The sequence below is a fragment of the Nocardiopsis sp. Huas11 genome (genome assembly GCF_003634495.1).
Classification (GTDB): domain Bacteria; phylum Actinomycetota; class Actinomycetes; order Streptosporangiales; family Streptosporangiaceae; genus Nocardiopsis.
Genome location: NZ_RBKY01000001.1, coordinates 4841736 through 4867056, shown reverse-complemented (window position 1 = coordinate 4867056; position 25321 = coordinate 4841736). Strand labels below are relative to the sequence as shown.

At 72.3% G+C, this 25321-nt stretch carries 26 protein-coding genes and 2 pseudogenes; 14 read left to right on the top strand and 14 right to left on the bottom strand.

Annotation, left to right across the window (positions count from 1 at the left end; translation table 11 throughout):
* Nucleotides 1–294 precede the first annotated feature (294 nt).
* The 6 genes and pseudogenes from DFP74_RS21950 to DFP74_RS21925 all read right to left on the bottom strand — a co-directional run.
* Nucleotides 295–651: pseudogene (locus DFP74_RS21950) on the bottom strand (DUF2784 domain-containing protein); the annotation flags it as partial.
* Between the two features lie 190 nt (nt 652–841).
* The gene (locus tag DFP74_RS21945; RefSeq protein ID WP_121184277.1) at nt 842–1930 is read right to left on the bottom strand and encodes a mandelate racemase/muconate lactonizing enzyme family protein; all 1089 of its coding nucleotides are present in this window, start codon (nt 1928–1930) and stop codon (nt 842–844) included.
* A gap of 2 nt (nt 1931–1932) precedes the next feature.
* Nucleotides 1933–2838, bottom strand: a complete 906-nt coding sequence (locus DFP74_RS21940) for a 5-dehydro-4-deoxyglucarate dehydratase (RefSeq protein WP_121184275.1) — start codon at nt 2836–2838, stop codon at nt 1933–1935.
* 74 nt (nt 2839–2912) lie between these two features.
* A complete protein-coding gene (locus tag DFP74_RS21935; protein WP_370013417.1) occupies nt 2913–3833 on the bottom strand; it encodes a sugar phosphate isomerase/epimerase in 921 nt (306 codons plus the stop codon).
* Nucleotides 3830–4990 (bottom strand): dihydrodipicolinate synthase family protein, encoded by a 1161-nt coding sequence (locus tag DFP74_RS21930; protein ID WP_121184273.1) that lies wholly within the window; start codon nt 4988–4990, stop codon nt 3830–3832. The genes DFP74_RS21935 and DFP74_RS21930 overlap by 4 nt, the downstream gene beginning before the upstream one ends.
* Complete coding sequence (locus tag DFP74_RS21925) at nt 4987–6141, bottom strand: Gfo/Idh/MocA family protein (RefSeq protein ID WP_121184271.1); 1155 nt, start codon at nt 6139–6141, stop codon at nt 4987–4989. Before DFP74_RS21925 ends, DFP74_RS21930 begins: the two co-directional genes overlap by 4 nt.
* A gap of 158 nt (nt 6142–6299) precedes the next feature.
* Here DFP74_RS21925 and DFP74_RS21920 point away from each other — a divergent pair, with 158 nt between their 5' ends.
* Complete coding sequence (locus DFP74_RS21920; protein WP_121188429.1) at nt 6300–7301, top strand: pirin family protein; 1002 nt, start codon at nt 6300–6302, stop codon at nt 7299–7301.
* A 10-nt stretch (nt 7302–7311) separates the two neighbouring features.
* Here DFP74_RS21920 and DFP74_RS21915 read toward each other — a convergent pair whose 3' ends face one another.
* Nucleotides 7312–7791: a hypothetical protein gene (locus tag DFP74_RS21915; protein WP_121184269.1), complete on the bottom strand. Its 480-nt coding sequence runs from the start codon at nt 7789–7791 to the stop codon at nt 7312–7314.
* The gene (locus DFP74_RS21910) at nt 7788–10232 is read right to left on the bottom strand and encodes a molybdopterin oxidoreductase family protein (RefSeq protein WP_121188428.1); all 2445 of its coding nucleotides are present in this window, start codon (nt 10230–10232) and stop codon (nt 7788–7790) included. Before DFP74_RS21910 ends, DFP74_RS21915 begins: the two co-directional genes overlap by 4 nt.
* A gap of 266 nt (nt 10233–10498) precedes the next feature.
* Here DFP74_RS21910 and DFP74_RS21905 point away from each other — a divergent pair, with 266 nt between their 5' ends.
* Nucleotides 10499–12064 carry a sodium-dependent transporter gene (locus DFP74_RS21905; protein ID WP_121184267.1) on the top strand — a complete coding sequence of 522 codons (1566 nt, stop codon included), beginning with the start codon at nt 10499–10501 and terminating at the stop codon, nt 12062–12064.
* A complete protein-coding gene (locus tag DFP74_RS21900) occupies nt 12064–12177 on the top strand; it encodes a methionine/alanine import family NSS transporter small subunit (RefSeq protein ID WP_121184265.1) in 114 nt (37 codons plus the stop codon). Before DFP74_RS21905 ends, DFP74_RS21900 begins: the two co-directional genes overlap by 1 nt.
* 114 nt (nt 12178–12291) lie before the next feature.
* Here DFP74_RS21900 and DFP74_RS21895 read toward each other — a convergent pair whose 3' ends face one another.
* Both DFP74_RS21895 and DFP74_RS34595 read right to left on the bottom strand, forming a co-directional pair.
* Nucleotides 12292–12846, bottom strand: a complete 555-nt coding sequence (locus DFP74_RS21895; protein WP_121184263.1) for a type 1 glutamine amidotransferase domain-containing protein — start codon at nt 12844–12846, stop codon at nt 12292–12294.
* A gap of 268 nt (nt 12847–13114) precedes the next feature.
* Nucleotides 13115–13795 (bottom strand): hypothetical protein, encoded by a 681-nt coding sequence (locus tag DFP74_RS34595; RefSeq protein WP_121184261.1) that lies wholly within the window; start codon nt 13793–13795, stop codon nt 13115–13117.
* A gap of 96 nt (nt 13796–13891) precedes the next feature.
* On the opposite strand from DFP74_RS34595, the gene DFP74_RS34590 reads away from it, so the two are divergent.
* From DFP74_RS34590 to DFP74_RS21860, 6 genes are all read left to right on the top strand, one after another.
* Complete coding sequence (locus DFP74_RS34590; protein ID WP_233571102.1) at nt 13892–14305, top strand: GNAT family N-acetyltransferase; 414 nt, start codon at nt 13892–13894, stop codon at nt 14303–14305.
* A gap of 98 nt (nt 14306–14403) precedes the next feature.
* On the top strand, nt 14404–14943 hold the full coding sequence (locus DFP74_RS21880) for an MOSC domain-containing protein (protein ID WP_121184259.1): 540 nt from the start codon (nt 14404–14406) through the stop codon (nt 14941–14943).
* A gap of 40 nt (nt 14944–14983) precedes the next feature.
* On the top strand, nt 14984–15757 hold the full coding sequence (locus tag DFP74_RS21875; RefSeq protein ID WP_121184257.1) for an SDR family oxidoreductase: 774 nt from the start codon (nt 14984–14986) through the stop codon (nt 15755–15757).
* Nucleotides 15758–15956: 199 nt separating this feature from the next.
* On the top strand, nt 15957–16778 hold the full coding sequence (locus DFP74_RS21870; protein WP_121184255.1) for a hypothetical protein: 822 nt from the start codon (nt 15957–15959) through the stop codon (nt 16776–16778).
* A gap of 43 nt (nt 16779–16821) precedes the next feature.
* Nucleotides 16822–17547 (top strand): Mut7-C RNAse domain-containing protein, encoded by a 726-nt coding sequence (locus DFP74_RS21865; protein ID WP_121184253.1) that lies wholly within the window; start codon nt 16822–16824, stop codon nt 17545–17547.
* 108 nt (nt 17548–17655) lie between these two features.
* Entirely contained in the window at nt 17656–18045 is a 390-nt protein-coding gene (locus DFP74_RS21860; RefSeq protein ID WP_121184251.1) for a VOC family protein, read from the top strand.
* 65 nt (nt 18046–18110) lie between these two features.
* On the opposite strand, the gene DFP74_RS21855 is transcribed toward DFP74_RS21860, so the two are convergent.
* Complete coding sequence (locus DFP74_RS21855) at nt 18111–19199, bottom strand: hypothetical protein (RefSeq protein WP_121184249.1); 1089 nt, start codon at nt 19197–19199, stop codon at nt 18111–18113.
* A 196-nt stretch (nt 19200–19395) separates the two neighbouring features.
* Nucleotides 19396–20394, bottom strand: a complete 999-nt coding sequence (locus DFP74_RS21850; RefSeq protein WP_121184247.1) for a YafY family protein — start codon at nt 20392–20394, stop codon at nt 19396–19398.
* Between the two features lie 52 nt (nt 20395–20446).
* Between DFP74_RS21850 and DFP74_RS21845 the strand changes: the two genes are divergently transcribed.
* The 4 genes from DFP74_RS21845 to DFP74_RS34585 all read left to right on the top strand — a co-directional run bounded on the left by DFP74_RS21845 (nt 20447) and on the right by DFP74_RS34585 (nt 22832).
* Complete coding sequence (locus tag DFP74_RS21845; RefSeq protein WP_121184245.1) at nt 20447–21034, top strand: DinB family protein; 588 nt, start codon at nt 20447–20449, stop codon at nt 21032–21034.
* Nucleotides 21031–21495, top strand: a complete 465-nt coding sequence (locus tag DFP74_RS21840; protein ID WP_121184243.1) for a VOC family protein — start codon at nt 21031–21033, stop codon at nt 21493–21495. The genes DFP74_RS21845 and DFP74_RS21840 overlap by 4 nt, the downstream gene beginning before the upstream one ends.
* 609 nt (nt 21496–22104) lie before the next feature.
* A complete protein-coding gene (locus DFP74_RS21835; protein ID WP_121184241.1) occupies nt 22105–22440 on the top strand; it encodes a hypothetical protein in 336 nt (111 codons plus the stop codon).
* Nucleotides 22437–22832: a MerR family transcriptional regulator gene (locus tag DFP74_RS34585; RefSeq protein WP_121184239.1), complete on the top strand. Its 396-nt coding sequence runs from the start codon at nt 22437–22439 to the stop codon at nt 22830–22832. The genes DFP74_RS21835 and DFP74_RS34585 overlap by 4 nt, the downstream gene beginning before the upstream one ends.
* Nucleotides 22833–23406: 574 nt before the next feature.
* Here the strand turns inward: DFP74_RS34585 and DFP74_RS33600 are convergent.
* Nucleotides 23407–23553: a hypothetical protein gene (locus tag DFP74_RS33600; protein WP_158613040.1), complete on the bottom strand. Its 147-nt coding sequence runs from the start codon at nt 23551–23553 to the stop codon at nt 23407–23409.
* A gap of 637 nt (nt 23554–24190) precedes the next feature.
* Here DFP74_RS33600 and DFP74_RS21825 point away from each other — a divergent pair.
* Nucleotides 24191–24469 carry a hypothetical protein gene (locus DFP74_RS21825; RefSeq protein ID WP_147453900.1) on the top strand — a complete coding sequence of 93 codons (279 nt, stop codon included), beginning with the start codon at nt 24191–24193 and terminating at the stop codon, nt 24467–24469.
* A gap of 36 nt (nt 24470–24505) precedes the next feature.
* Here the strand turns inward: DFP74_RS21825 and DFP74_RS34580 are convergent.
* A pseudogene (locus tag DFP74_RS34580) lies at nt 24506–25176 on the bottom strand (recombinase family protein).
* Nucleotides 25177–25321 lie beyond the last annotated feature (145 nt).

Here is a 25321-nt window from a genome sequence, read left to right as displayed (position 1 = left end):
CGGCCCCGGGTGCGTACGTGCCCGGGGCCGTGACGCGCGCGGGGTCAGCTCAGGGGCAGGCCCTCCAGGGTGCCGAAGGGGCCCGCTTCCAGCTCCACGGCCCCCACGTCCGGCGACGGGGCGGGGGCCTCCTCGGGTGGGGCCTGGTCACCGGGGGCGCAAGCGGTGGACAGCAGGGCCGCTCCGGCCAGGGCGGCACCCCAGCGGGTCAGGGGTCGAGGGGAGGTCTGCCGACGCATCTGCGACTTTCTTCCCGGGATCGCCGACAGCCGGTCGGACGCGGCGAACACCGCGGCGGTTCCGCCGGTTCCGCGCCACCGCGGCGCCCGCCCACGACAGCGCGATGACGCACGCGATCACCACCCGCGAGGTCATCAGGTGCTCCGGCGGGTACAGGGTCCCGGTGATGTGGAAATCGATGAAGCCCGCCTCCATCACCTCGCGCCCGGTCGCCGCCCGCGACCAGTTCTCGATCTCGGTCAGCACGCACGGCCAGTCGACGATGACGATGCCCAGCGCGTAGGCGGCCACGCCCACGTGCGGCCACAGCGCCCGGGGCCACCGCCAGGCCAGGAAGCCCCCGAGGACGACGTAGCCGAAGAACGCCCAGTGCAGGACCATCGCCGCGTGGCCGATGAGGAGGTAGGTCATGCGTCGAACCTAGGTTCCGGGCCCGCACCGCCACATCCGTACACGAACCCAGAAGCCCCTGAGTACGGGTACTCAGCCGCGCCCTCCACCAGCGAAGACGACCTCTTCCGGCCACCCAGGCATCCTGCCCCAAGACAGGTCCGGGGCGCCCCCGAAGGGACGCCCCGGACCACCGGCCGCACCACCAGTGCTAGGGGAAGTGGTCGGCGACCGGCGTGAGCGTGTCGGCGAACACCAGGCCGTGGCCGGGCCCGGTGTCGGCCCGTACCGAACCGCGGTCGAACTCCACGCCGCTGGGGCGGGCCAACGCGCCCAGCTCGGCGAAGGAGGCGCGATCGATCTCCTCGACCATCGCCACCCGGGGCAGGCACAGGGCCAACTGACCCGACAGCTCGGGCAACAGGTGCGGAGCCACCGGCACCCCGCGGCGCGCCATCGACTCCGCGATCCGCAGGAACGGCGTGATCCCGCCGACCCGCACCACGTTCGGCTGGGCCACGTCGACCACCCCCAGCTCCACCGCCCGCTCGAACTCCCGCACCGTGCGCAGGTTCTCACCGATCGCGAACGGCACCCGCGTGCGCTCACGCAACCGCGCGTGCGCCTCCAGGTCCTGGGCCGGCAGCGGCTCCTCGATGAAGAACGGGTCGAAGTCCTCCAACGCGGCCAGCGCCCGCGCCGCCGTCGCCACGTCCCAGCGCTGGTTGGCGTCCACCATCAGCACACCGTCCGGCCCCAGCAGCTCGCGCACCACGCCCACGCGCTCCACGTCACGGGACAGCTCCGCCGAACCGACCTTGATCTTGACCGCGGTGTGCCCGGCCGCCGTCCACCGGCGCACCTGGTCCTGCAAGTCCGCCAGCGGATAGTCCAGGTTCACCCCGCTGCCGTAGGCGGGCACGGACGCACGCCGGCGCCCCACCGCCTCCACCAGGCTCTCCCCCGCCGCGCGGGCCCGCAGGTCCCACAGGGCGATATCGATCCCGGCGACCGCCATCAGGGTCAGCCCGCTCGTGCCCGCCTCCCGCAGGTGCCAGCACAGGTCCTCCCACAGCGCCGGATGGGCCTCCCGACCCACCAGCGCCGCCGGACAGTCGTCATTGATCAGCGCCTCCACCGCACGCGCACCGATCAGCGGGGTCCAGGCGAACCCCGTCCCGACCTGCCCGGTGTCGGTCTGTACACGCACCACGACCAGGTCGTTGCGGTCCACGCCCCCGTCCCAGGCACGGTGCAGCGGCAGCCGGTAGGCACGGGCCGAAACCCCGCTCACACGCACGCTCAGCCCTCCTTGACCAGTGACAGGCCGGTCTCGATGAGCCCGGCCAGGGCGGTCTCCTCCTCGGGGGTCGGGTCCACGAACGGGGCCCGCACCCCGCCCACGTCCACCCCGCGCAGCCGCGCACCCGCCTTGACCAGCGAGACCGCGTACCCCGGCACCCGGTCACGCAGGCGCACCAGCGGCTCGAAGAACTCACGCGTGAGCGTGGCGGCCAGCTCGTCGCCGGTGTGCACCGCGGTGAAGAAGGCGTTGGCGACCTCGGGCACGAACGCGAACGCCGCCGAGGAGTAGAGCGGAACACCGATCGCGCTGTAGGCCGGCACGGTCAGCTCGGCCGTGGGAAGCCCGTTGAAGAACGTGAACTCCGGACCGCGCAGCGCGCGCACGGCCAGCACGATCTGGTGCACGCGCCCCAGGTCGCCCGTCCCGTCCTTGATCCCCACCACGTTCGGGATCGCCGCCAGCTCGGCCGCGCTCTCGGGCGTGAACACCATCGACCCGCGCTGGTAGACGATCACGGGGATGTCCACCGCCGAGGTCACGGTGCGCACGTACTCCACCAGGCCCCGCTGCGGGGCGCCCACCAGATAGGGCGGCAGCAACAGGACGGCGTCCGCGCCCAGCTCACGGGCGGAGGCGGCCTGCTCGATCGCGGTGCCCACGCTGCCGCCGGCGCCCGCCACCACGGGCACCCGCCCGGCGGTCACCTGGACCGACCGGCGCACCACGGCCGCGTGCTCGACGGCCGAGAGGGCGTGCACCTCCCCGGTCCCGCACGCCGCGAAGACACCGCCCGCGCCGTGCTCGACCCCCGAGGCGACGTGCTCGGCCAACACGTCCTCGTTGACCCGGCCCTCACCGTCGAAGGGCGTCAGGGGAAAGAACAGGATTCCGTCGAAGTTCATGGCACTCCTCGCTCATGGGCCCGTGCGGAGGACGGGCCCGGGGGGTCGGCCGAGGGCATGCGCCCCCGGCCCTCTCACAGGACGTACTGCACGTGTCGGCGGGCCATCGTCGCGATCACCTCGTCGCCGTCGGCCGACCAGATGCGCTCGTTGAAGATCTCCACCTCGATGTCGCCGTCGTAGCCCGCGGCGTCCACGGCCTCGCGCAGCCGGCGCACGTCGGCGTGGCCGTCGCCGACCATGCCGCGGCCCAGCAGGGCGTCGGAGGGGATCGGCAGTTCCCAGTCGCACGCCTGGAAGGAGGCGATGCGCCCGCCCGCGCCGGCCCGGGCGATCTGCTCGTACACCTGGGGGTCCCACCACACGTGGTAGGCGTCGACGACCACGCCCACCGCCTCGGCGTCGAAGCGCTCGGCGATGTCCAGGGCCTGGCCCAGGGTCGACAGCACGGCGCGGTCGGCGCAGAACATCGGGTGCAGGGGCTCCAGGGCCAGGCGCACCCCGCGTTCGAGCGCGTAGGGCACCAGTTCGGCCAGGACCTCGACCATGCGCTCGCGCACCGCGACCAGGTCGCGCTCGCCCTCGGGCAGGCCGCCGACCACCATGACCAGGCAGGGCGCACCGAGCTCGGCGGCCTCGTCGATGGCGCGGCGGTTGTCCTCCACCGCCTCCCGGCGGTCGGGCCGGGTCAGGAACCCGGCCCGGCAGTAGGAGGAGACGCGCAGACCGGACCGGCGGACCAGACGGGCGGCCTCGGCCAGACCCATCTCGGCGACCGGTTCGCGCCACACGCCGATGGAGGGCAGCCCCGCGCGCAGGCAGCCGTCCACCGCCTGGACCAGGTTCCAGTACTTGACGGTGGCCTGGTTGAGGGAGAGCCGGGCCAGCGCCGGGTCGCCGGGCTGGGGGGTGGGCACCTGGGCGGGTCGGCCGGAGGGCAGGTCCACCGCGGTGGGGGTGATCGGGCCGGAACCCGGCGAGGCGGTGGCGGTCACTGCTCCACCCCCGACACCTCGAGCAGGGCCCGCATCCGTGACACGGCCAGCTCGGGGTCGCTGAGGGCCCCGGCCGTGTCGGCCAGGCGCACGACCTGGGCCAGGTGGGGCAGGTCGCGGGCGCTGTGCAGTCCACCCACCATGTGGAAGCCCTTCTGGTGGCCGTTGAGCCAGGCCAGGAAGGCGATGCCGGACTTGTAGTAGAAGGTGGGGGCGGCGAACAGGTGCCGGGCCAGGGGGACGGTCGGATCCATCAGGGCCCGGTAGCGCTCGGTGTCTCCCTCGTCCAGGGCGGCCAGCGCCCGGGCGGCGGCGGGCCCGATGGCGGCGAAGATGCCGAGCAGCGCGTGGGAGTACCCCTGCTCGTCGCCCTGGATCAGCTCCGGGTAGTTGAAGTCGTCGCCGGTGTACAGGCGCACGCCCTCGGGGAGCAGGCGGCGCAGGCGCACCTCCAGGGAGGCGTCCAGCAGGGAGACCTTGATGCCCTCCACGGCCTGGGCGTGCTTGGCGATGAGCTCGGCGACCGGTTCGATCGCCTCGGCCGGGTCGGCGTAGCCCCAGTAGCCGGCCAGGGCCGGGTCGAAGGCGGTGCCCAGCCAGTGCAGGATCACCGGGCGCTCGGCCCGCTGGAGCAGCTGACCGTAGACGCGGGCGTAGTCGTCGGGCCCCTGCGCGGAGGCGGCCAGTGCGCGGGAGGCCATCAGGACGGGGGTGGCCCCGGCTCCCTGGACGACGTCCAGCTGTTCCTGATACGCCGTGATAACGCTTTCCAGGTCGGTCTGCGAAGATTCGATCTGGTCGGTGCCCACACCGCACGCCAGGGCGGCACCGCGCTCGGCGGCCTGCGCGCCGGAGCGGCGGATGAGCTCGGCGGTGGCCGCCCAGTCCAGTCCCATGCCGCGCTGGGCGGTGTCCATGGCGTCGGCCACGCCCAGGCCCTGGTCCCACAGGTGGTGGCGGAAGGCGAGGGTGGCCTCCCAGTCCACCGCGGCTGGGGCCCCGGGGGCGTTGGGGCGCGCGGGGTCGGCGACCACGTGGGCCGCGGCGTAGGCGGTCCGGGTGCGGGCCGGGGGCAGGGGCGAGGCCTCCACGGGCGTACCGCGCAGGGTGTAGGCCTCGATCCGTCCGTCGTCGGTGGGCAGTCTCAGGGTGTTCATGACAGCGTGACCTCGTCCAGTTCCACGGTGTGGCCCTCGGCGGCCGAACGCAGGCCGGCCTCGGCCATCTGCAGGCCGCGGGCGCCCGAGAGCAGGTCGTGCGGGAAGGGGGTGTCGGTGACCACGTGCCGGAGGAAGTTCTCCCACTGAGCGCGGAACCCGTTGGGGAACTCGGCGTTGTCGGGCACCGGCTCCCACTGGTCGCGGTAGCGTCCGGCGTCCTCCAGGTCGGGGTTCCAGACCGCCTTGGGGGTGGCCGAGCGGTGCTGGGCACGGCAGGAGCGCAGTCCGGCCACGGCGCTGCCGTGGGTGCCGTCGACCTGGAACTCCACGAGCTCGTCGCGGGCCACGCGCACGTTCCAGGAGGAGTTGATCTGCGCGATGACACCGCCGTCGAGCTCGAAGATGCCGTAGGCGGAATCGTCGGCGGTGGCCTTGTAGGGCTCGCCGCTTTCGTCCCAGCGCTGGGGGATGTGCGTGGCCACCTTCGCGGTGACGGTGCGCACCGGCCCGAAGAGGTGCTCGAGGATGTAGTGCCAGTGCGGGAACATGTCCAGCACCATGCCGCCGCCCTCCTCGGCGCGGTAGTTCCAGCTGGGGCGCTGTCCGGGCTGCCAGTCGCCCTCGAAGACCCAGTAGCCGAACTCGCCGCGGATGGACAGGATCTCGCCGAAGAAACCGGAGTCGATCAGGCGGCGCAGTTTGAGCAGGCCGGGCAGGAAGAGCTTGTCCTGCACCACGCCGTTGCGCACGCCGGCGTCGCGCGCGAGCTTGGCCAGTTCCAGGGCGGCGCTGAGGGTGCTCGCCGTGGGCTTTTCGACGTAGATGTGCTTGCCCGCGGCGATGGCGGCGCGAACGGCGGCCTCGCGGGCGTGCGTGATCTGCGCGTCGAAGTAGATCGAGATGCCGTCGTCGGACAGGACCGAGTCCAGGTCCGTGGTCCAGCGTTCGATGCCGTGGCGCTCGGCGATCTCGCTCAGCTTGCGCTCGTTGCGGCCCACCAGGACCGGCTCGGGGATGATCCGGGACCCGTCGGGCAGGGCGACGCCGCCCGCGTCACGGATGGCCAGGATCGACCGGGTCAGGTGCTGCCGGTACCCCATGCGTCCGGTAACGCCGTTCATGGCGACACCAAGCACGTGATCACGCATGTGTCTTTTCCGCCTCTCAGTAGGTAAGCGCTTTCCATCGTACGGCAAAGAACCCCCTCCGCACCAGAGGGGCCGTCGGACCTGCGTGTGCGGCTTCCGGAGCCCTTCGCGCGTGCCCCTGGTACGGTCCCGCGGCGCACATGGGTAGCGTCACCGGTGTGAGCAACCTCGAGGACCACCCGACCGAACGGCGCGTGTGCACCGCCGGCCCCGGTGACGCCGACCTCGCCCCGGGCACCGAACTCCTGCACCCGCGCGAGGTGCCCCTGGGCGGGCCCCGCGCCATGACCGTGCGCCGCGCGCTGCCCGGAAAGAACCGCCGCATGGTCGGCGCCTGGTGCTTCGCCGACGTCTACGGCCCCACCGACGTGGCCGCCCAGGGCGGCATGCAGGTCCCGCCGCATCCCCACATCGGCCTGCAGACGGTCAGCTGGCTGGTCCACGGCCACGTCCGCCACCAGGACGGACTGGGCTCGGACCGGCTCGTGCGCCCCGGACAGCTCAACCTCATGACCGCCGGGCACGGCATCGCGCACTCCGAGCGCACCCCCGGCGGGGCGCCCTCCCTGCTGCACGGCGCGCAGTTGTGGGTCGCCCTGCCCGAGGCCGACCGCGAGGGGGCGCCCCGCTTCGAGCACCACGCCGACCTGCCCGTGTGGCGGGCGCCGGGCGCTCGGGTGACCGTGATCGCCGGCGAGGCCGGGGGCCACCGCTCCCCCGCGCGCGTCCACACCCCGCTCATGGGCGCCGAGGTGGTCCTGTCGGCGGGCGCCCGCTTCGAGTTCCCCCTGGACCCCGCCTTCGAGCACGGCGTCCTGGCCCTGGACGCCCCCGTCCACGTCCTCGGGCACCGCGTGGAGGCCGGTTCCCTGCTCTACCTGGACCCCGGGCGCACCGGGATCGGTCTCCACACCGACCAGGACGCCCACCTGCTGGTGATCGGCGGTGAGCCCTTCGCCGAGGACCTGGTGATGTGGTGGAACCTCGTGGGCCGCGACCACGACGAGATCGTGGCCGCGCGCACCGCCTGGGAGGCCGACCGCGACGCACCAGGTGCCGCGCCCAGGTTCGCCCCCGTCACCGGGGACGAGGGGCCGCCGCTGCCCGCGCCGGTCCTGCCCAACGCGCGCCTGCGCGCCCGGCCGAGGCACCGGGAGTAGGGGCGGTCGGTCAACGGGCCCACACCTGCGGGGACAGGACCTTGAGCTGCCCGTTGGCCCAGCTCATCTGCCTGAGCGTCTGCGGGTGGCACCGCCCGCACAGTGCCAGCAGGTCGGCGTCCTTGACCGCCTGCGCCCCCTGGCCGAGCAGCTCCCAGTCCACCGACACCCCCGCGGCCGCCAGGTAGAGCCGCCGCAGGTCCGCCAACAGGGCCAGGCCCGGATCGGATCCGGCCCCCAGCAGGCCGCCCCCGTCGGGCGCGGGACCGAACGCCTCCCGCGGCGAGCCGTCCGCGCCTTCGACGTGCTCCCCGTGGCGCGCCGCGGCGGCGGCGAGCTCGCGGACGTGCTCGTCGGACCACCGGGCCAGGTCCTGGGCCACGTGGTGGATCTCGACCTCGTCGCGATAGCGGTCGGCCATCCGGCGCAGCTCGCCGGCGAGACCGCTCTCGGAGCGGTGCACCTCGCGCACCGCCACACCGATCCTCATCGCGTGCCTCCGTCCAGGTCCTCCCGGCACCGTCCACCCGGGCCTCCCGCCGTGGCGGGGACCCCGGCGCGGACCGGGCGGGACGCCGTCGTGGTCGGGGCCGGCGCCGCCTCGCCCTCGGAGGGCCGCAGCAGCCGCAGCCGCGCGGACGAGGTCTTGAAGAGCGGCTGTTTGGACACCGGATCCCAGTCGGTGACGGTCATCTCGTTGGCCGCCCGGTCCCTGTCGTGGCCCTGGGCGTCCCAGTAGCCGTAGTGGAACGGGACGAACAGGACACCGGGCCGGATCCCGCTGATCCTGGCCCGCGCCCGCACCACGCCTCTGGCCGAGGCGACCTCGACCAGGTCCCCCTCGCCGATCCCGGCCTCGCGGGCGTCGGACTCGGCGATCTCCACCCACACCTGGGGGGCGGCGCCGTTCAGCTGGGGAACGCGCCCGGTCTTGGTGCGCGTGTGGAAGTGGTAGAGCGTGCGGCCCGTCACAAGCGCGAAGGGGTACCGTGCGTCCGGTTCCTCGTGCGGGGGCAGGTACTCCGCGGCCCTGATGATCGCCCGGCCGAACGGGTTCATCGCCGCGTACTCCACGGGTTCGACCGGCGCGCCCGTGACCAGGTCGCGTCCGTAGCTCTCGCAGTCCTGGGGCGCGGCCCAGAACCGGCCGTCGGTGTAGAGGCGCTCGGTGCCCTCGGGCCGCTCGGCGGTACAGGGCCACTGCACACCGCTGCCGCCCCGCAGCCTGTCGTAGGTCAGGCCGGTGTAGTCGCACGGGCGCCCGGCACTGGCGCGCTTCCACGCCTCGAAGGCCGACTCCGCGTCGTGCCACTGCGGGAAGGGCGCGCCGTCCCTGTCGCGAAAGTCCATCCGCCGCGCGTAGTCCAGGAAGATGTCCAGGTCGGCGCGGGCCTGCCCGGGCGGTTCCACGGCCCGCTCGGACAGGTGCACCGTGCGGTCGCTGTTGGTGAACGTCCCCGTCTTCTCGCCCCAGGTCGCGGCGGGCAGCACCACGTCGGCGAGTTCGGTGGTCTCGGTCGCGAAGATGTCCTGCACCACCAGGAACAGCCCCTGGTGTGCCAGCAGCGAGCGGATCCGCCGCAGCTCGGGCAGTGACACCGCAGGGTTGGTCGCGCTCACCCACAGCAGTCGGACCGAACCGGTCTCGGCGTAGCGCATGATCTGCATCGCGTGCGTGGGCGGCGCGTAGTGCGGGACCTGCAGTGTGTCCAGGTTCCACACCCTCGCCAGGTCCGCCACGTGCTCGTCGTTGCTCCAGTTGCGAAAGCCCGTCAGGTCGCCGTCGGCCCCGCACTCACGCGTGTTCTGCGCCGTGGGCTGGCCGTTCATCTGCAGGATCCCCGCGCCGGGCCGGCCGAGCATGCCGCGCACCAGGTGCACGTTGTTGACCTGCACCGCCGCGGCGCTCGCCTGGTGGGCCTGGTAGAAGCCCTGCAGCACCGTCGACAGCAGCCGCTCGGCTCCGCCCAGCAGCTCCGCCGCCTCGCGGATGCGCGCGGCCTCGACTCCACAGATGCGCTCGGCCACCTCGGGCGTGTGGTCGGCCACCCGTTCGACCAGGTCCTGGTAGCCGACCGTGTGCTCCTCGACGTAGTCGTGGTCCACCAGGTCCCGGCGGATGATCTCGTGCAGGAGCGCGTTCATCAACGCGAGGTTGGTCCCCGGCCGGGGCGCCAGGTGCAGCGTCGCCTCCCGCGCCACCGGGGTCTCCCGGCAGTCCACGCACAGCAGCCGCGGCGGGTTCGGACCGGCGAGCCGGTCCAGCACACGCGACCACAGCACGGTCTGCGTCTCGGCCATATTGTGCCCGTACAGGGCGATGACGTCGGCGTGGTCGATGTCGGCGTAGGACCCCGGCTGGCCGTCGCAGCCGAACGACTCCTTCAGCGCCGCCGCCGCGGTGGCGGTGCACAACCGGGTGTTGCCGTCCATGTGGTTGGTGCCGATCGCGCCGTGCCCGATCGCCGCGAGCGTGTAGTACTCCTCCAGGAACAGCTGGCCGCTGGTGTAGAAGGCCAGAGCGCTGGGCCCCTGCTCGTCGAGCAGCTCCCTGCTGCGCCGCACGATCAGCTCCATCGCCGTGTCCCAGTCGGTCTCGACCAGGACGCCCTCCCGGCGCACCAGCGGCCGGGTGAGGCGGTCGGCGGACCGGTGGGCCTGCCAACCGAAGAGATCCTTGGGGCCCAGGCGCCCGCGGTTGACACGGTCCACGGCCCGGCCGCGCACACCGACGACGCGGTCGTCCTTGACGGCGATGTCCAGGGCGTCGCCGTTGGAGTGCAGGATCGTCGCCGACTGCACCCAGCGGTCCACGTCCTGGGGCTCGACCCCCTCGGCCAGGAAGCCGTCCACCCTGGCCGGCCACTCCTCGCCGAGCCCGTAGGGGGTCCGTGAACCCCACGGATCCGCGATCCGGTCCTTCGACGCCATGGAGACCATCCCCCTCGCACGCGGTGGGTACGCCCGAGGCGGCTACCCAGGGCCCGAGCGGACAAACGGCTCCCGGACCGCAGCTCCACTGAACGACCGCGTCAAGGTCGCCTTGATCCGCGCGCCGCACGGTCCTGGACAGAACAGCGCAAAAGGGCGGCGTCAGAGCGCCAACCTGCGAACCAGTCGAGTCCAACGATGCTCTCGCGGTCAACTCCTGCTACGGTGCGGATCGCGAACTACGGGATGATTTAGGAGACCTGAACATGGTCCAACAGCCTCGCGAGCAGTGGGGGACGCGCGCGGGATTCCTCCTGGCGGCCATCGGATCGGCCGTCGGACTGGGCAACATCTGGCGATTCCCCTACATCGCCTATGACAACGGTGGCGGCGCCTTCCTGGTGCCCTACCTCATCGCCCTGCTGACTGCGGGCATTCCACTGCTCATCCTCGAATACGCCATCGGGCACCGCTACCGCTCCTCGGCACCGCTGTCCTACCGGCGCATCACCCGCCCCGCCGAGGTCATCGGCTGGTGGCAGGTGGCGATCTGCTTCGTCATCGCCATCTACTACGCGGTCATCATCGCCTGGGCGGCGCGCTTCGCGATCTTCTCGGTGGGACAGCAGTGGGGCGAGGACCCCGAGGCGTTCTTCTACGGGGACTTCCTGGAGCTCAGCGACGCACCGGGCATGGTCTCGGGCTACGTCGCCGGAGTGGCCTGGCCGCTGGTGGGCGTGTGGGTGATCGTCCTGGCCATCCTGGCCCTGGGCATCCGCCAGGGCGTGGAGAAGGCCAACAAGATCTTCATCCCGCTGCTGCTGGTGCTGTTCCTGATCATGGTCGGGCAGGCACTGACCCTGGACGGGGCCGTGCTGGGCCTGAACGCGCTGTTCACCCCCGACTGGGGCGCCATGCTCAGCGGAAAGGTGTGGATCCAGGCCTACGGCCAGATCTTCTTCTCGCTGTCCATCGGCTTCGCCATCATGGTCACCTACGCCTCCTACCTCAAGCGCAAGGCCGACCTGACCGGCACCGCCGTCACCGCGGGCCTGGCCAACAGCTCCTTCGAGCTCCTGGCCGGCATCGGCGTCTTCGCCGCGCTCGGCTTCATGGCCAACGCCGCTGGCGTGGCCGTGGACGAGGTCGTCCAGGCCGGCCCCGGTCTGGCCTTCGTCGCCTTCCCGCAGATCATCTCCACGCTGCCGGTGGCCGCGGGACTGTTCGGCGTGCTGTTCTTCGCCTCCCTGGTGGTGGCCGGGCTCAGCTCCCTGATCAGCATCGTCCAGGTGATCATCTCCGCCGTGCAGGACCGCACCGGGCTCGGCCGCGTGCCGACCGTGCTCGTGGTGGGCGGCGCGACCGCGCTGGCCTCGATCCTGCTCTTCCCGACCCACGAGGGCCTCTACCTGCTCGACGCCGCCGACCACTTCATCAACCAGTACGGCATCGCGCTGGCCGGCCTGGTCATGGTGATCGTCTTCGGCTGGGTCGTGCGCAAGCTGCCCTACTTCGAGCGCCACGCCAACGCCACCTCGACCATCCGCCTGGCGCTGTGGTGGCGCGTGTGCCTGGGTGTGATCACGCCGATCCTGCTGGGCTTCATGATGTGGGACAGCCTGCGGGCCGAACTGGCCGAGGCCTACGAGGGCTACAGCATGTCCTTCCTGCTCGTCGCCGGCTGGGGCGTGGCGATCGGCGCCATCGTCTTCGGTGTCGTCGTCTCGCTCATCCCCTGGCGGCGCGCCGACCAGCTGGCCGCGCGTGATGCCGAGGAGGAGGCCGTCGAGGCCGCTTCGGGCCCGTCCACGAACGAGGAAGGGGGACGCTGATGTCCGCCAGTGCCATCGCCATGATGATCGTGTTCATCGTCGTCCTGTGGGGCGGCCTGATCGCCGCCGTGCTCAACCTGCGCGCCCACCCCGAGGAAGGCGACCAGGAGTAACACCCGAAGGACCAGAACGTGGGGCGGCCGACACTGTCGGACGCCCCACGCGCGTGTGGAGAGCAGGCGGGCGCCTTCGGCCGCCCGCCCCACCGCGCGGCCGTCGGCGCCAGGTCAGGACGCCTGGGCGTTGGCGATCTCCCGCACGACCCGCTCGCAGAAGGCGGGCAGGTCATCGGGATTGCGGCTCGTGGTCACGCCCTGGTCGGTGACGACCTCCTCGTCCACGACCTCGGCTCCGGCGTTGCGCAGGTCGGTGCGCAGGCTCGGGTAGGAGGTCACGGTGCGCCCGCGCGCCACGTCGGCCTCCACCAGCACCCAGGGCCCGTGGCAGATCGCGGCGAGCGGCTTGCCCGCGTCCACGAATCCGCGCACGAAGCTCATCGCGTCGGAATCGCTGCGCAGGTTGTCGGGATTGACCGTCCCGCCCGGCACCACCAGGGCGTCGTAGTCACCGACCCGCGCCTCCCGCACCCGCCGGTCCACGGTGAAGGTGTCGGCCGGTTCGATGTCGCCGTTCATGGCCTGGATGGTCCCCTCCTCCAGCGAGACCAGATCCGTGTGCGCGCCCTCGCTCTCCAGGGCCTTGCGCGGCTCGACGAGCTCGACCTGTTCCACACCGTCCGCCGCCAGGATCGCGACCCGGCGGCCGGTGAGCGTGCCGTTCATGGCTCCCCCTTCGTGATCGGTTCGCAGGCACCACCCGCACCGGTGCCCCCACCGTTCCACCCCAGCGTCCAAGAGGAAGTCTTGGACCCACATCCCGGATCTGGGCGCGTCCCGAACGGTGGTGGACGCGCTGGTGGCCCGCGTTCTCATGTCCCCCTGCCCAGAGGCGCGCATCGTATGCGCGCTCCGCGGCGGGGCGGCGGGCTCCCCGCGCCCTGGGTCGCGGTGGTCGGCCTGGACGCGCCGAGACCCGTACGATCCGGGCGCCTCAGTCGCCGACCGGACCGTCGACGGGGCTCAGGAGGCGCTCCACCAGGTCGACCGCGGCGTCCACGCGGTTGCGGATGCGCTCCGGCGGAAGGGTGCCGTTGGTCCACAGGACCAGGTGGTCGCCGCTCAGACGGAAGGGCACCACGTCCGGCCGCGACCCGAGCCACCGGCGCGTGTCCTGGTCCAGGGCCGTGCGCGCGAACGCGGCATCATCGCACTGGAGGTGGAACCGCTCGTCGAACTTCTCGTCGCCCAGCTCCAGATCGCCGATACCGATCAGATCGAGCAGGCGGTGCCCCAGGTGCTTGTCCTTGACCTGCAGGACCGGTGTGGCCCCGGTGGCGACCGCGACGATCGTGAACTTGTGCGTCGTGGTCGTGGTGGTCTGCCCGTTGCTGGAACTGGTCGTGTAGGAGTACTCGTAGACCGTCACCGACCGGTCCCGCCACCGGCCCGACAGCACGTTCTTGGCCTTGGCGCCCCTCCCGCCCCGGAACGGCGTCCCGGAGAACCGCCGCACCAGGTCGGGGCGCTGCTCGGCGTAGGCCAGGCCCTGGGTACGCGCCCAGTCGGCCAACCCCTCACGGCGCCGGCGGTCGGCAGCCGAGGACGCGACGGCGAACATGATGAACACCCCGAACACCACCGCGACGATCAGGGCTATGGCAGCGGCTTCCACGGGCACGTCCTCTCGGCGTCGGGCACTCTCTTCTTCGACGCCCCCGCCGGCGACCCGGTTCCTGCGCGTTCGCCCGCCACCGACAAAAGGACACCCGTGACCGACCACCACGTCCCCCTGGTCCGCCACCTGTGGCGCGGCCCCTTCACCGACCCCGAACTCACCGGCCTGCACGCCCGCGCCTTCGGCCACCCGCCCCAGGAGGACGGCTGGTGGGACAGGGTCCGAGCCCACAGCCTGGGCTGGGTGTGCGCCCGCCGGGAAACCGTGCTCGTCGGCTTCGTCAACCTCGCCTGGGACGGCGGCGCGCACGCCTTCCTGCTCGACACCGCCGTCGAACCGGGCCTGCAGCGGTCGGGGGTGGGCACCGGCCTGGTCGCCGCGGCGGCCGAGGGAGCCCGCGCCGCCCGCTGCCAGTGGCTGCACGTGGACTTCGAGCCGCACCTGCGCGACTTCTACCTCGGTGCCTGCGCGCTGCGCCCCACCCACGCGGGGCTGCTGGCCCTGTGACCCCGCCGAGAGGACAGGGACAGGCCGTGGCAGGATGAAATCCCCCACCGCCACGGCACCCGTGCCACCCCCGCCCCGACGCGTCAGGAGGACCGCCCATGCAGGCGTCCGTCATCGCGGTCAGCGCCGCCCCCCAGCACACCTTCAGCAAACCCGTCCAGCCCCGGATCCGCCTGCTCACCGGCCTCGGCGTCGAGGGCGACGCGCACATGGGCACCACGGTCAAACACCGCTCACGTGTGGCCAAGGACCCCACCCAGCCCAACCTGCGCCAGGTCCACCTCATCCCCGCCGAACTCTTCGACGCGCTCGCCGAGGCCGGATACGACCTCGCCCCGGGACAGCTCGGCGAGAACATCACCACGCGCGGCGTCGACCTGCTGGGCCTGTCCACCGGCGCCCTGCTGAGCGTGGGCGAGTGCGTCATCGAGGTGACCGGCCTGCGCAACCCCTGCACCCAGATCGACGCCTTCGCCCCCGGCCTGCTCAAGCACGTCGTCTACCGCGACGAACAGGGCACCCTCGTCCTGCGCGGCGGGGTGATGGGCGTCGTCCGCGCCGGCGGCACGGTCGAGCCCGGGATGGCCGTGCGCGTCCAGGAACCGGCGGGCCCGCACGTTCCGCTGGTCCGCGTGTGAGCCCGCGCCCGCCCTCGGGCCCGGTGCTAGCGTTGGCCCCATGACAGACGACGGTCCTCGCGCGGCCCCCGCGGCCAAGAGCATCCTCGTCACGGGCGCGACCGGGACCCTGGGCCGACCGGTGGTCGAACGCCTGCGCTCGGCCGGACACCGGGTCCGCACCCTGAGCCGGCACCCCGACCCGGACGACCCCCGCGCGCACGCCGTCGACCTGCGCCAGGGCACCGGGCTCACCGAGGCCCTGGACGGAGCCGAGGTGGTCGTGCACTGCGCCACCTCGCCCACCGGGGGCGACATCGCGGCGGCGACCCACCTGATCCGGGCCGCGCGCCGTGTGGGCGTCGAGCACCTGGTCTACATCTCCATCGTGGGCGTGGACCGGGTGCCGCTGCCCTACTACCGGACCAAGCACACCGTGGAACAGGCCCTGGCGGCCGGCCCCCTGGGCTGGACCGTCCTGCGGACCACCCAGTTCCACGACCTGGTGTACGGGATCTGCGCCCGGATGGCCCGCCTGCCCGTCCTCCCCTGCCCCGACATCCCCCTCCAGCCGATCGAGACCGATGACGTGGCCGCGCGCCTGGCCCAGATCGCCCAGGGCGCGCCGGCCGGACAGGTCCCCGACATGGGCGGACCACGGGTGGAGTCCCTGCCCGACCTGGCCCGCGCCTTTCTCGACGCCCGCGGGTCCCAGCACCGGGTGCGCCCGGTACGCCTGCCAGGGCGGGCCATGGCCGCCTGCCGCGACGGCGCACTGCTGGCCCCCGACCGCACGGTCGGCAGCACCACCTTCGCGGAGTTCCTGGACCGCTGAGCGCGGGTCCGCGCGAGCCGCGCGAGCCCCTGCCCTGGCCGGTTCCGGTCACCCCCACGGCCACCGCGCGTGCGCAAGCCACAATGGATCGCACACACCTGCGACAGAGAGCCACGATGCCGACCCCGGCCACCCCTGCTCCCCGCGGCGACACCGCTCCCGCACTGGCACGCCTGGCCAGGAGCCGACCCACCCCCGCGTGTTCGCCGCGATCCTGGCCGCGCTCACCCTTCCCGCGATCGCCGTCATCGGCACCGCCGTCGCCCTGCAGATGCCCGAGCCCCCCGAGCGCTCCTACACACCCGCCGCCGACCCGATCCAGGGCACCGACCTCATCGACGCGGCACGCCGGCGGCTGGAGGACGCCTCCTCCTACCGCGTGCGATCCCTCGCTCACGAAGGCGACGGCAGCGGCCCCTACCAGGGCCGGCCCACGGACGACAACCGCCGCCTCCTCAGCATCACCAGCCAGTGGTTCACCCATACCTCCGACCCCGTACCGGCCGTACTGCTGGAGTGGTCGGGAGAGGGCGCCGCCCCCACCAGGATGTGGGCCGAGGGCACCTCCGTGCTCTCCTGGGGCGGCGGATCACACCAGTGGTTCCACGAGGACCCCGACGACCCCACGGACGACGAGGCCTTCTTCCCCGTCCAGACCGCGCTGGCGGCCATCGCCGAGAACGGGCACATCGTCGAGGAGGAGCGGGCTCCCTTCACCCCGGACCCCTCCCTCGCCAGGGGCGAGGAGCCCACCGACACCGGCCCACGCCCCGGGGTCCGGCTGGCCGGAACGTTCGAGAACGCCGACGGGGCGACGGAGTTCGTCGTGTTCACGACGGTCAAGGGAACACCGCTGGGCCTGTCGATCGAGACGCTGCCTTCCGCAACCGAGGCCCTGCCCCCCGAATGGGCCTGGTTCTCCTACCGTGAGTACGAGATCGTCGACCTGGACGTCCCCGTCGACCTCGCCGTGCCGGCACCCGACGAGATCGGCCCCTGGGACGAGGCCTCCGGGCCCTGACCCGTACCAGCCCCGCCCCCGGTGGCCATGGCACCATGAGGAGATGGACCAGGTGACGCTGACACTGCGCTTCGCACCCGAACTCCGCTTCTTCCTGCTGCCTCGCGAGCGCGGCGAGCGGGTCCGCGTCCGGCACGACACCACCAGCACGCTCGGCCACGTCATCGAGTCCCTGGGCGTGCCCCGCACCGAGATCGGGCCTCTGCGCGCCGACGGCGACCAGGTCACCACCGCCCACCGCCCCACCGACGGCCAGAGCATCGAGATCGACGCCCCCGCGCGGCCCCAGCGCACGCCCTTCGATCACATCCGATTCCTGCTCGACGTCCACCTGGGCACCCTCGCCCGCCGGCTGCGCCTGCTGGGCGTGGACACCGCCTACGACAACGACCGCGACGACGCCGCCCTCGTCGTCCAGGCCAACGACGAACAGCGGATCCTGCTCACCCGCGACCGCGGGCTGCTGTGCCGGCGCGGCCTGCTCGCGGGCGCCCACGTCCACCACACCGACCCCGAACTCCAACTCGACGAGGTCCTGCGGCGCTTCGACCCGCCCCTGGCCCCGTTCACCCGTTGCCCGACCTGCAACGGTCTCGTGGAACCGGCCACCAAACAGCAGGTCAGCGGCGAGCTCGAGGCCGGCACGCGCGCCACCTACGACACCTTCACCCGGTGCCGCTCGTGCGGGCGGGTGTACTGGCCGGGGGCGCACCACGACCGGCTCGTGAGGATCGTCGAGCGGGTCCAGGGCAGCGCCCGTACCGCCTGAATTTCCCGCGACCGGCCCGCGCCCACGCGCAGCCGGACCCCACAGCCGCGCGGCATCGCCCCGAGCACCTTGCCATGGAGCCCGGTCGGGGGCGGCTACCTTGGCGCCATGGCCACATTGCACGACATTGTGTTCGACTGCTCCCACCCGGCCTCGCTGGCCCGCTTCTGGGCGCAGGCACTCGACGGGTACGAGGTCGCCCCCTATGACGACGAGGAGATCGAAAGGCTGCGCCGCGAGGGCGTCACCGATCTCGAGGACGACCCCTCCGTGCTCGTCCAGTCGGTCGCCGGAGCCCTCCCCCGCTTGTTCTTCAACAAGGTTCCCGAGCGCAAGCGGACGAAGAACCGGGTGCACCTGGACCTGTGGGCCGAGGACGTCGAAGCCGAGGCGCAACGGCTCACCCGCCTCGGTGCCGACCGCAAGGCCCGCGTCCAGGACTGGGTGGTGATGACCGATCCCGAGGGCAACGAGTTCGACATCCTGCCCCAGGAGTGACCCCGCGCCCCCACGGTGACCGTCGAACCGGGTCCACGGGTCCACGGGCCCACGGGCACCGCGGATCACCCGACCGACGGCCCCCGCCGGTCTCCACCCTCGTTCCCGCCACGGGGCGGAACCGTCAGCCGCGACCGCCCCACCGCGAGATAGAAGGGGGCGGGCACGACCGGGCGCCGCCCCCGGAGCAGCCGCCGCACGTTGAACACGGCCCACGTCGGGGCGTCCCTGACAGCGGTGTACATCAGCACCGCCTCTCCGGTTCCCTCCAGCGCGTGCAGCGCGGGCCCGTACACACCGCGCGCCATCCACTCCGGCGTCCGCGCGCGATCGGTGTCCAGTACCCGCACCGGGTCCGTCCACCCCGACCGGTCCGGCACGAGTTCGGCGGCCGTGACCGCCCACAGGCCCTGCGCGGGAAAGCGCGGTGTGCCGTGCAGATTCGACCCCCGGGCCAGCACCATCACCCACCGGTCGCCCACACGGTGGACGGCGTTGTCGAAGAATCCCTCCTCGGCCCCGGCGAAGACCCGTGGCGGCGACCAGGAGATCCCGTCGGCGCTCTCGGTGACCCGGAGCTCGTAGTCGGGCAGCTCGCCCGGCCCGATCTCGTTCGGGTTCGCCTGGAACCACATCAGGTAGCGGCCCCGATCATGGACCACGAGGGGTTCCAGAACGCTCCTGCGGGGCGCGCTGCCGCGCAGGACGGGCTCCGCGCGGCGCTCCCACCGTCCCCCGCGGTACTCCAGGACCCCGATCGCGTAACGGCTGCGGTCCCCGTAGTGCCGGAGCGAGGCGCGCCCGGTGTAGTACAGGCGCGGCGGGTGGCCGTCGACGCCGGGCACATACGAGGGCGTGTGCATCCCCGCGCGGTCCCATCCGTCACGGGGAGGGTCCGCGACCAGGGGCCTCGCCCGGCCGCGGGCGTCGGTGTCGAACACCCACCGTCCGCTCTCCATGGTCTGACCGGGGGCCAAGCGCGCACGGTAGAGACGGTTGCGAAACGTCGTGGAGAAGCCGCCCAGGAACATCGTGGGGACACCGTCGATCACGTGCACATCGGGGTCGCCGACGCCCAGCAGCCCGCGCGGCATCGGGCCGTCGACCATGTCCCACAGCACCGTGGACCGACCTGGGATGTGGAGCGAGAACATGCCTACCTCCGGGAATCGAGCACGCCGAACGGCGCGGACTCCCCTGGGGACCAGGTAGGTCGTTGCCTCGACGGTAACAGCGCCCACGCGAGGGGGCCAGAGGTGCTCCCGCATCGCCGCCCGCCGGTGCGACGGCGGGCGTGATCGGGGGCCGCTGCCTCGACGGCGACGGGCTCCCGGCCGAGGCGAGCACCACTCACGCCTGCCGCGCGCTGGGCCCGTCGGACGGCTCGGCACCCCCACCGGCCGCCCAGAGCCGCTCGGCCAGCGCGTGGCAGCGCCGCGCCAGCTCCGGAGGGTCCAGCACCTCGAAGCCGTGCCCCAGTACCACCATGTGCATGAGGACGAAATCGAGATCGTCGGCGCCACTGACCACCTCGCAGCGCCCGTTCCCCCGGTCCCGCACCAGGGCCGCCGACGCCGGGATCCGCGCCCGCACCGTGTCCGCCGGAGCGTGGACGAGGAATCGCGCCTGGTACCGGTAGACGCGGCTCGCCACCCCCTCCTGCACGAAGGGCGCCGCCTCGGGCGCCGGGCGCGGGCGAAAACGCCAGGTCCTGGCGCTCACCTCCCGCATCCGGTCGACCCGGAAGCTGCGCCAGTCGTCACGGTCCAGGTCGAAGGCCAGCAGGTACCAGCGCCGATCGGAGGCGACCAGGCGGTAGGGCTCCACCCGCCGTCGGCGTACGTGGTCTCCGGAGGGGTAGTCGAAACCCGCCTCGACCTCCTCGCGGCAGGCCCGCGCCAGCGTCATCAGCACCTCGGCGTCGACCGGCGTGCGACCGCCGCCGAAGGACTCCACCGCGCCCGAGAGCGTGCGCACCTGGTCCCGCAACCGGGTCGGCAGCACCCGGTCGAGCTTGGTCAGAGCCCGCAACGCGGCCTCACCGGCGCCCGCGACCGCCCCACCGGCCCCGGCCAGCAGCGAGATCGCCGTGGAGATCGCCTCCTCGTCGTCCAACAGCAGCGGTGGCAGCTCCTGGCCCCGCCCGAGCCGGTAGCCGCCGCGGACCCCCTGCTCGGCGTGCACCGGGTAGCCGAGCGCACGCAACCGCTCCACGTCCCGCCGCACCGTGCGGGAGGTGACACCGAGCCGCTCGGCGAGCTCCGGCCCCGTCCACACCCGGCGCTGCTGCAACAACCCGAGCAGGGTGAGCACCCGCTCCGCGGTCCCCCGCTCGTCCCCCTTGCCCATCCTTTGACGATAGCGGACCTAACCTGTCCTGTTTCGGTGCCAGATTGAAGCCATGCACACAGACGACTTCGACTGGAACCACACGCTGCTCGACCAGTGGCAGCACCACTGGGACCACCAGCTGGGCGCCAGGCTCGAGGGCCTCACCGACGACGAGTACTTCTGGTGCCCGGTGCCCGACGCCTGGAGCGTGCGACCGCGGGGCACCTCGACGGCACCCGTCCAGGGCGGCGCCGGGGACCTCACGATCGACTTCGGCTACCCGCCGCCGGACCCCGCGCCCTTCACCACCATCGCCTGGCGCCTGGGCCACGTCATCGTCGGCGTGCTCGCAATGCGCAACGCCGCCCACTTCGGCGCGCCCGCCGCCTCGTACGAGGACTGGGACTACGCCGGCGGCGCGGACCAGGCGCTCGACCAGCTGCGCACACAGCTCCAGATCTGGACGGCGGGGGTGCGCGGCCTGGACCAGGCCGCGCTGAAAGCGCCCGTCGGCGACAGGGAACCCTTCCCGGACCGGCCCATGGCGGACCTGGTGCTGCACATCCACCGCGAACTGATCCACCACCTGTCCGAGGTCTGCCTGCTGCGCGACCTCTACCTGCACACGCACGCCGCTGGAAACGGAGCCACCCGATGAGCCGCCAGGTCCAGATCACCTTCGACGCCCACGACCCGAGGGCGCTGTCGACCTTCTGGCGCGACGCACTGGGCTACGTCCACCCGGGCCCGCCGGGAGTGGAGGTGCCCGAGGGCGCCGACCCGCTGGCCGCCTGGGACGACTTCCTCGCCAGGGTCGGTGTGCCGGAGGAACAGCGCAACGCCAAGTCGGCCATCGAGGACCCCGACGGGCAGGGCCCGCGGATCTTCTTCCAGCAGGTCCCCGAGGACAAGGTCGCCACCAAGAACCGTGTCCACCTGGACGTGCGCGCGGCGCCGGGCCTTCAGGGCGAGGAGCGTATGGCCGCGCTGGAGGCCGAGTGCTCACGTCTGGTGGCGCTGGGGGCCTCGCGGCTGCGCCGCGACGAGCCCGCTCCGCCGCTGAGCGCCGGATTCATTGTGATGGCCGACCCCGAGGGCAACGAGTTCTGTCTGGACTGACATACCCCGCCGCGCGGGCCGGGACTCCGCGCCGTGTCCCGGCCCGCGGCGCGCCCGGCTCGAGGATCCCGCGTCCGGCGAGCCGACCCGACGCGGCTGACAGGCGAGGCCCTGTGGCCCGACGCCCCCGCACCTGGTGGATCCGGTGGCCGCAAGACGTGCTCGAACCCGGGTGGGCCCCGCTCCTGGGCCGTGTTTTTTGTAGCATTCCGGGCTCGCGGCCGCCGGAACCGCCTCTCGCCGCGCTTCTGCGCTCGTGCAGCAACACCAGGCTGAACGTCGCACATCGTCGTGCGAGAGATGACCTGACGGCCGCGAGCTCATCCGAAAGCCCGCAGAAGAACACGGCCTAGGACACACGGCTGTCGGCTGCTCATCGGTCCCTCCTCGTAGGCCGGTGACAGGGGAAGGTCGGGGGTCGAGGAGGATTACTACAGGATTGAGCGGTAGAGCCTCACGCACTCATCGGCCGGTGGTGTCGGCCTGCTCCTGAACCTACGGCGGCCGCGCTGATCCGTCAGCTCTCGGACTTGCAACCGGTACCTGGGTACAGGTTTACCGTCGAAGGTGCCCCCGGCCATCGGGGGCGCGACGACGGGAGTGAGTGCGATGAGTGATCTGGCGTGGGTGCCGCAGTCCTGCACGCTGCCCACCGAGGAGCGGCCCCTGCGGGTCGCCGAGTGGGACGCGTTGTTCTCCGAGCGACTGAGGTCGCTGTCCAGGCCCCGTCCGCTTCGCTTGCGTCTTGGCCTGGTCGGCGGTCCGGGTGTCGAGGAGCGGGTGCGTGATCTGGTGGCGCGTGAGAGCGGCTGCTGCTCGTTCTTCACCTTCGCCACCAGTCCCGGCCAGGACCAGGTCGGTCTGGAGGTCTCGGTGGACCAGGCGCACGAGGCGGTCCTGGACGCCCTGGCAGTGCGGGCCGTTGCTGCCGGGGAGCAGCGGTGAGTACGGGGCTGCGCAGCGGGCAGGTCGCCGAGGCGGCCGGGGTGAACGTCCAGACGCTGCGCTACTACGAGCGGCGCGGCCTGCTGGCGAAGCCGCAGCGCAGCAACGGCGGCCACCGCCTGTACGACGAGGACACGGTCGTGGCGCTGCGGGTGATCAAGGCCGCGCAGCGGCTCGGCTTCACCCTGGCGTGCTGCGCGTTGCCGGTGCTGATCGCGGCCGGGGCCGTGGGCGCCGGCGCCGGTGTGGTGGTGGGGTGGCTGTCTGCCCTGGCCGTGGCCTTGGGGGTGCTCGCTGCCGGAACCTGGTGGCTCAGCCGGCGCCCCCGCTCCTGCTCCTGTGCGCCGAAGGTCGCGGGGCAGGGTGGGTGCGGATGCGGCGCGCCCGGGTGAACCGCTGGATGTCGGCGGCCCGGACGGCCGGTAGAACGGTTCCAGGTCCCGGCCGGCGGTGAACTGCCCGTACATCACGTGAAAGCCGCGCTGCTCGTACAGCTGGACGCGGCGTTTGACCAAAGCCGCGGCCATGTTGGCCTTGCGCACCTGGGCCAGGAAGCGGCCCGGCGGAATGGTCAGGGCGCAGCCGACGACCCGTCCGTCGCGATCGGTGGCCACCAGCAGCGCCGACAGGCCCGCCAGGGGGTCGACCTCGCGGCCGTGCAGGGTGGCGGTCGCTACGGCTCGCATCCTGCACTCGTTGTCGCGCCTGGCCAGGTACTCGTGCAGCAACACCGAGGTGTCCGCCTTCCCGGAGGCGGCGTTCAGATCCTCGGTGATGTCGGTGCCCACGTCGGCCAGCAGTTCGGCGGCCCGGTGCAGGTCGTCGGGGTGTGCCGGGCGGATGCGGCCGTCGGCGAGAGCGGACCATGCCTTGGCGAACTTGGCGGGGGTGATGGGGGGAACCGGACCCGCAGAAGGCAACGGCGCACAGCCCCCTCCTGTCCAACCTGTCCACGACCCGGAACGGCTACCCGTGCTGGTCGGGGTCGCGCAACGGCCGCAGGTCTTCGACGGTGGGGAAGGTGTAGGAGCCCAGGAAGTGGATGTGGTCGATCCCCAGCGGGGACAGCCGCGCACACATCTGGTCGGTGGCGGGGGACCCGTCGGCCCTCAAGCGGAACGGCGGCGTCGATGTAGAGGCTGTTTCACCGCACCGCGAATCGCAGGCCGTCGGCCGGCGCGATCAGCCCGCCGCCCCGGGCAGAGGTGAGGCCGATGCGCGCCTGGGCCTGGACCAGGCGGGTCGGCCTCCCGGCTCGCCCCTGGTCCCAGGGGCGCTAGGCCCTTGTCGATCCCGGCTTGGCCGTGCCCTGCGGGACCTTCATTCATTTCGTTTCGTTGGAAACGTTTATGCATAACGTAATTAGTTACGTTGACCCCAAGAGGGCTCGAGAAGACCCCCGCGCCTGACCCCCGATAAGCGAGCCTTATCGGCGGTCAGGGTTTCGGGAGGGCGAGAAGGCGTTCAGGGGCGCCAGGGCGGGCCCGCAACGTTATTCAGGCGGGACTCTGGCCAGGCAAAACGAGATGGGTACAGTTGGTGCTGTACCGAGGTTCGGTCTCCGCGGCCCGCTGCGCGCAACCCCTCAGGGTTCGACCCTGTCCGTGCGGTCCCGCACCAGTGGCTGCACGCCCTGATCCGCGGGAACCAGGACGACGAGGAACCCGGAGCGTTCATCGGCCGCCTCGCGGCAGTGCGCCCGCAGGGGTGGCCACTGCCCGAAGACCACACGGCCCGGGCCCTGGATGAGTTGTCCTGGACCATCGACCGCCTGTCTGCCCTGCTGCTCGACGAGGGCGAGGGCACCGCCCTTTACACCGCAGCCGAGGCACCAGGGTCCGTCGAAGCCCATGCCTCGGCCGCCCTGGCCGCCACCGAGATCGCCCAGGAATTGGTCCGCCTACGCACCAGCCCCGGCTTCTACGGTGCCCCTGAACAAGGGTTACAGCTGGTCTCTGCCCGGTGCGAGGAACTCAACGAGGCCATGGCCGCGGTAGCCGAACACCACAGGGCGCGGCCCACAACCTGAGCCAGGGGCCGTTTCCGGTGTCCACAGGTCGATCTCTCACTTCGGACCGATGTCGTTCTCGGCGACCTTGACCTCGCCGTGCACGACGGCCAGGCTCACCCCGACCCCGCGGGCGATCGCGCGCAGCGACTGGCCCTCGGCGCGGCGGGCCAGGATCGCGCGGCGTTTGTCGGCGTCGACCACGCGGGGCCGGCCGCCCTTGCGTCCGGCCCGGGCAGCCGATTCCAGGCCGCTCTTGGTCTTGCGGACGATGTCGCGGCGGCGGTCCTCGGCCAGAGCGAGGGCCAGGTCCAGGATCAGGCTGCGCTCGGTGTGTTCTCCGGCGGCGATGCCATCCAGGATCTTGACCGGCACGCCGCGCTCGAACAGGTCGTTGAGCACGATCAGCCCTTCGAGGAGGCTGCGGCCCAGTCGGTCGGCCTCCTGGACGGTGAGCATGTCTCCCGGGCGCATGTAGTCCAGGCGGCTTTCAGGGCGGGCCGGTCGCTGACCTTGAGCTTGCCGCTGATCTTCTCCTCGAAGACCTTGACGCAGATCGCATCGAGGTCTTCGTGTTGGCGTCGGGTCTCCTGCTTGCTCGTGCTGACCCGTAGAGGGCGAAGTGCACCACCGGCCCCGCAGGCACTTCGAATGCGCGCCGAGCATTGGGTCCCCGGCGAAGTCGCAGCCGACGGTAGGCCTTTCGGTGACAGGTTGCCCTCCCACAACCGGCCCCCGGCACCGGCGCTGACATGACACGCAGCGCCACCCGGCCTTCGTCGGGGTGGACGACGGGACCGCTCACCGTACGGCCGCCCACACCACGACGAAGGCCTACATCGTCCCGGGCACCGATCTCCAGCGCGGTGATCG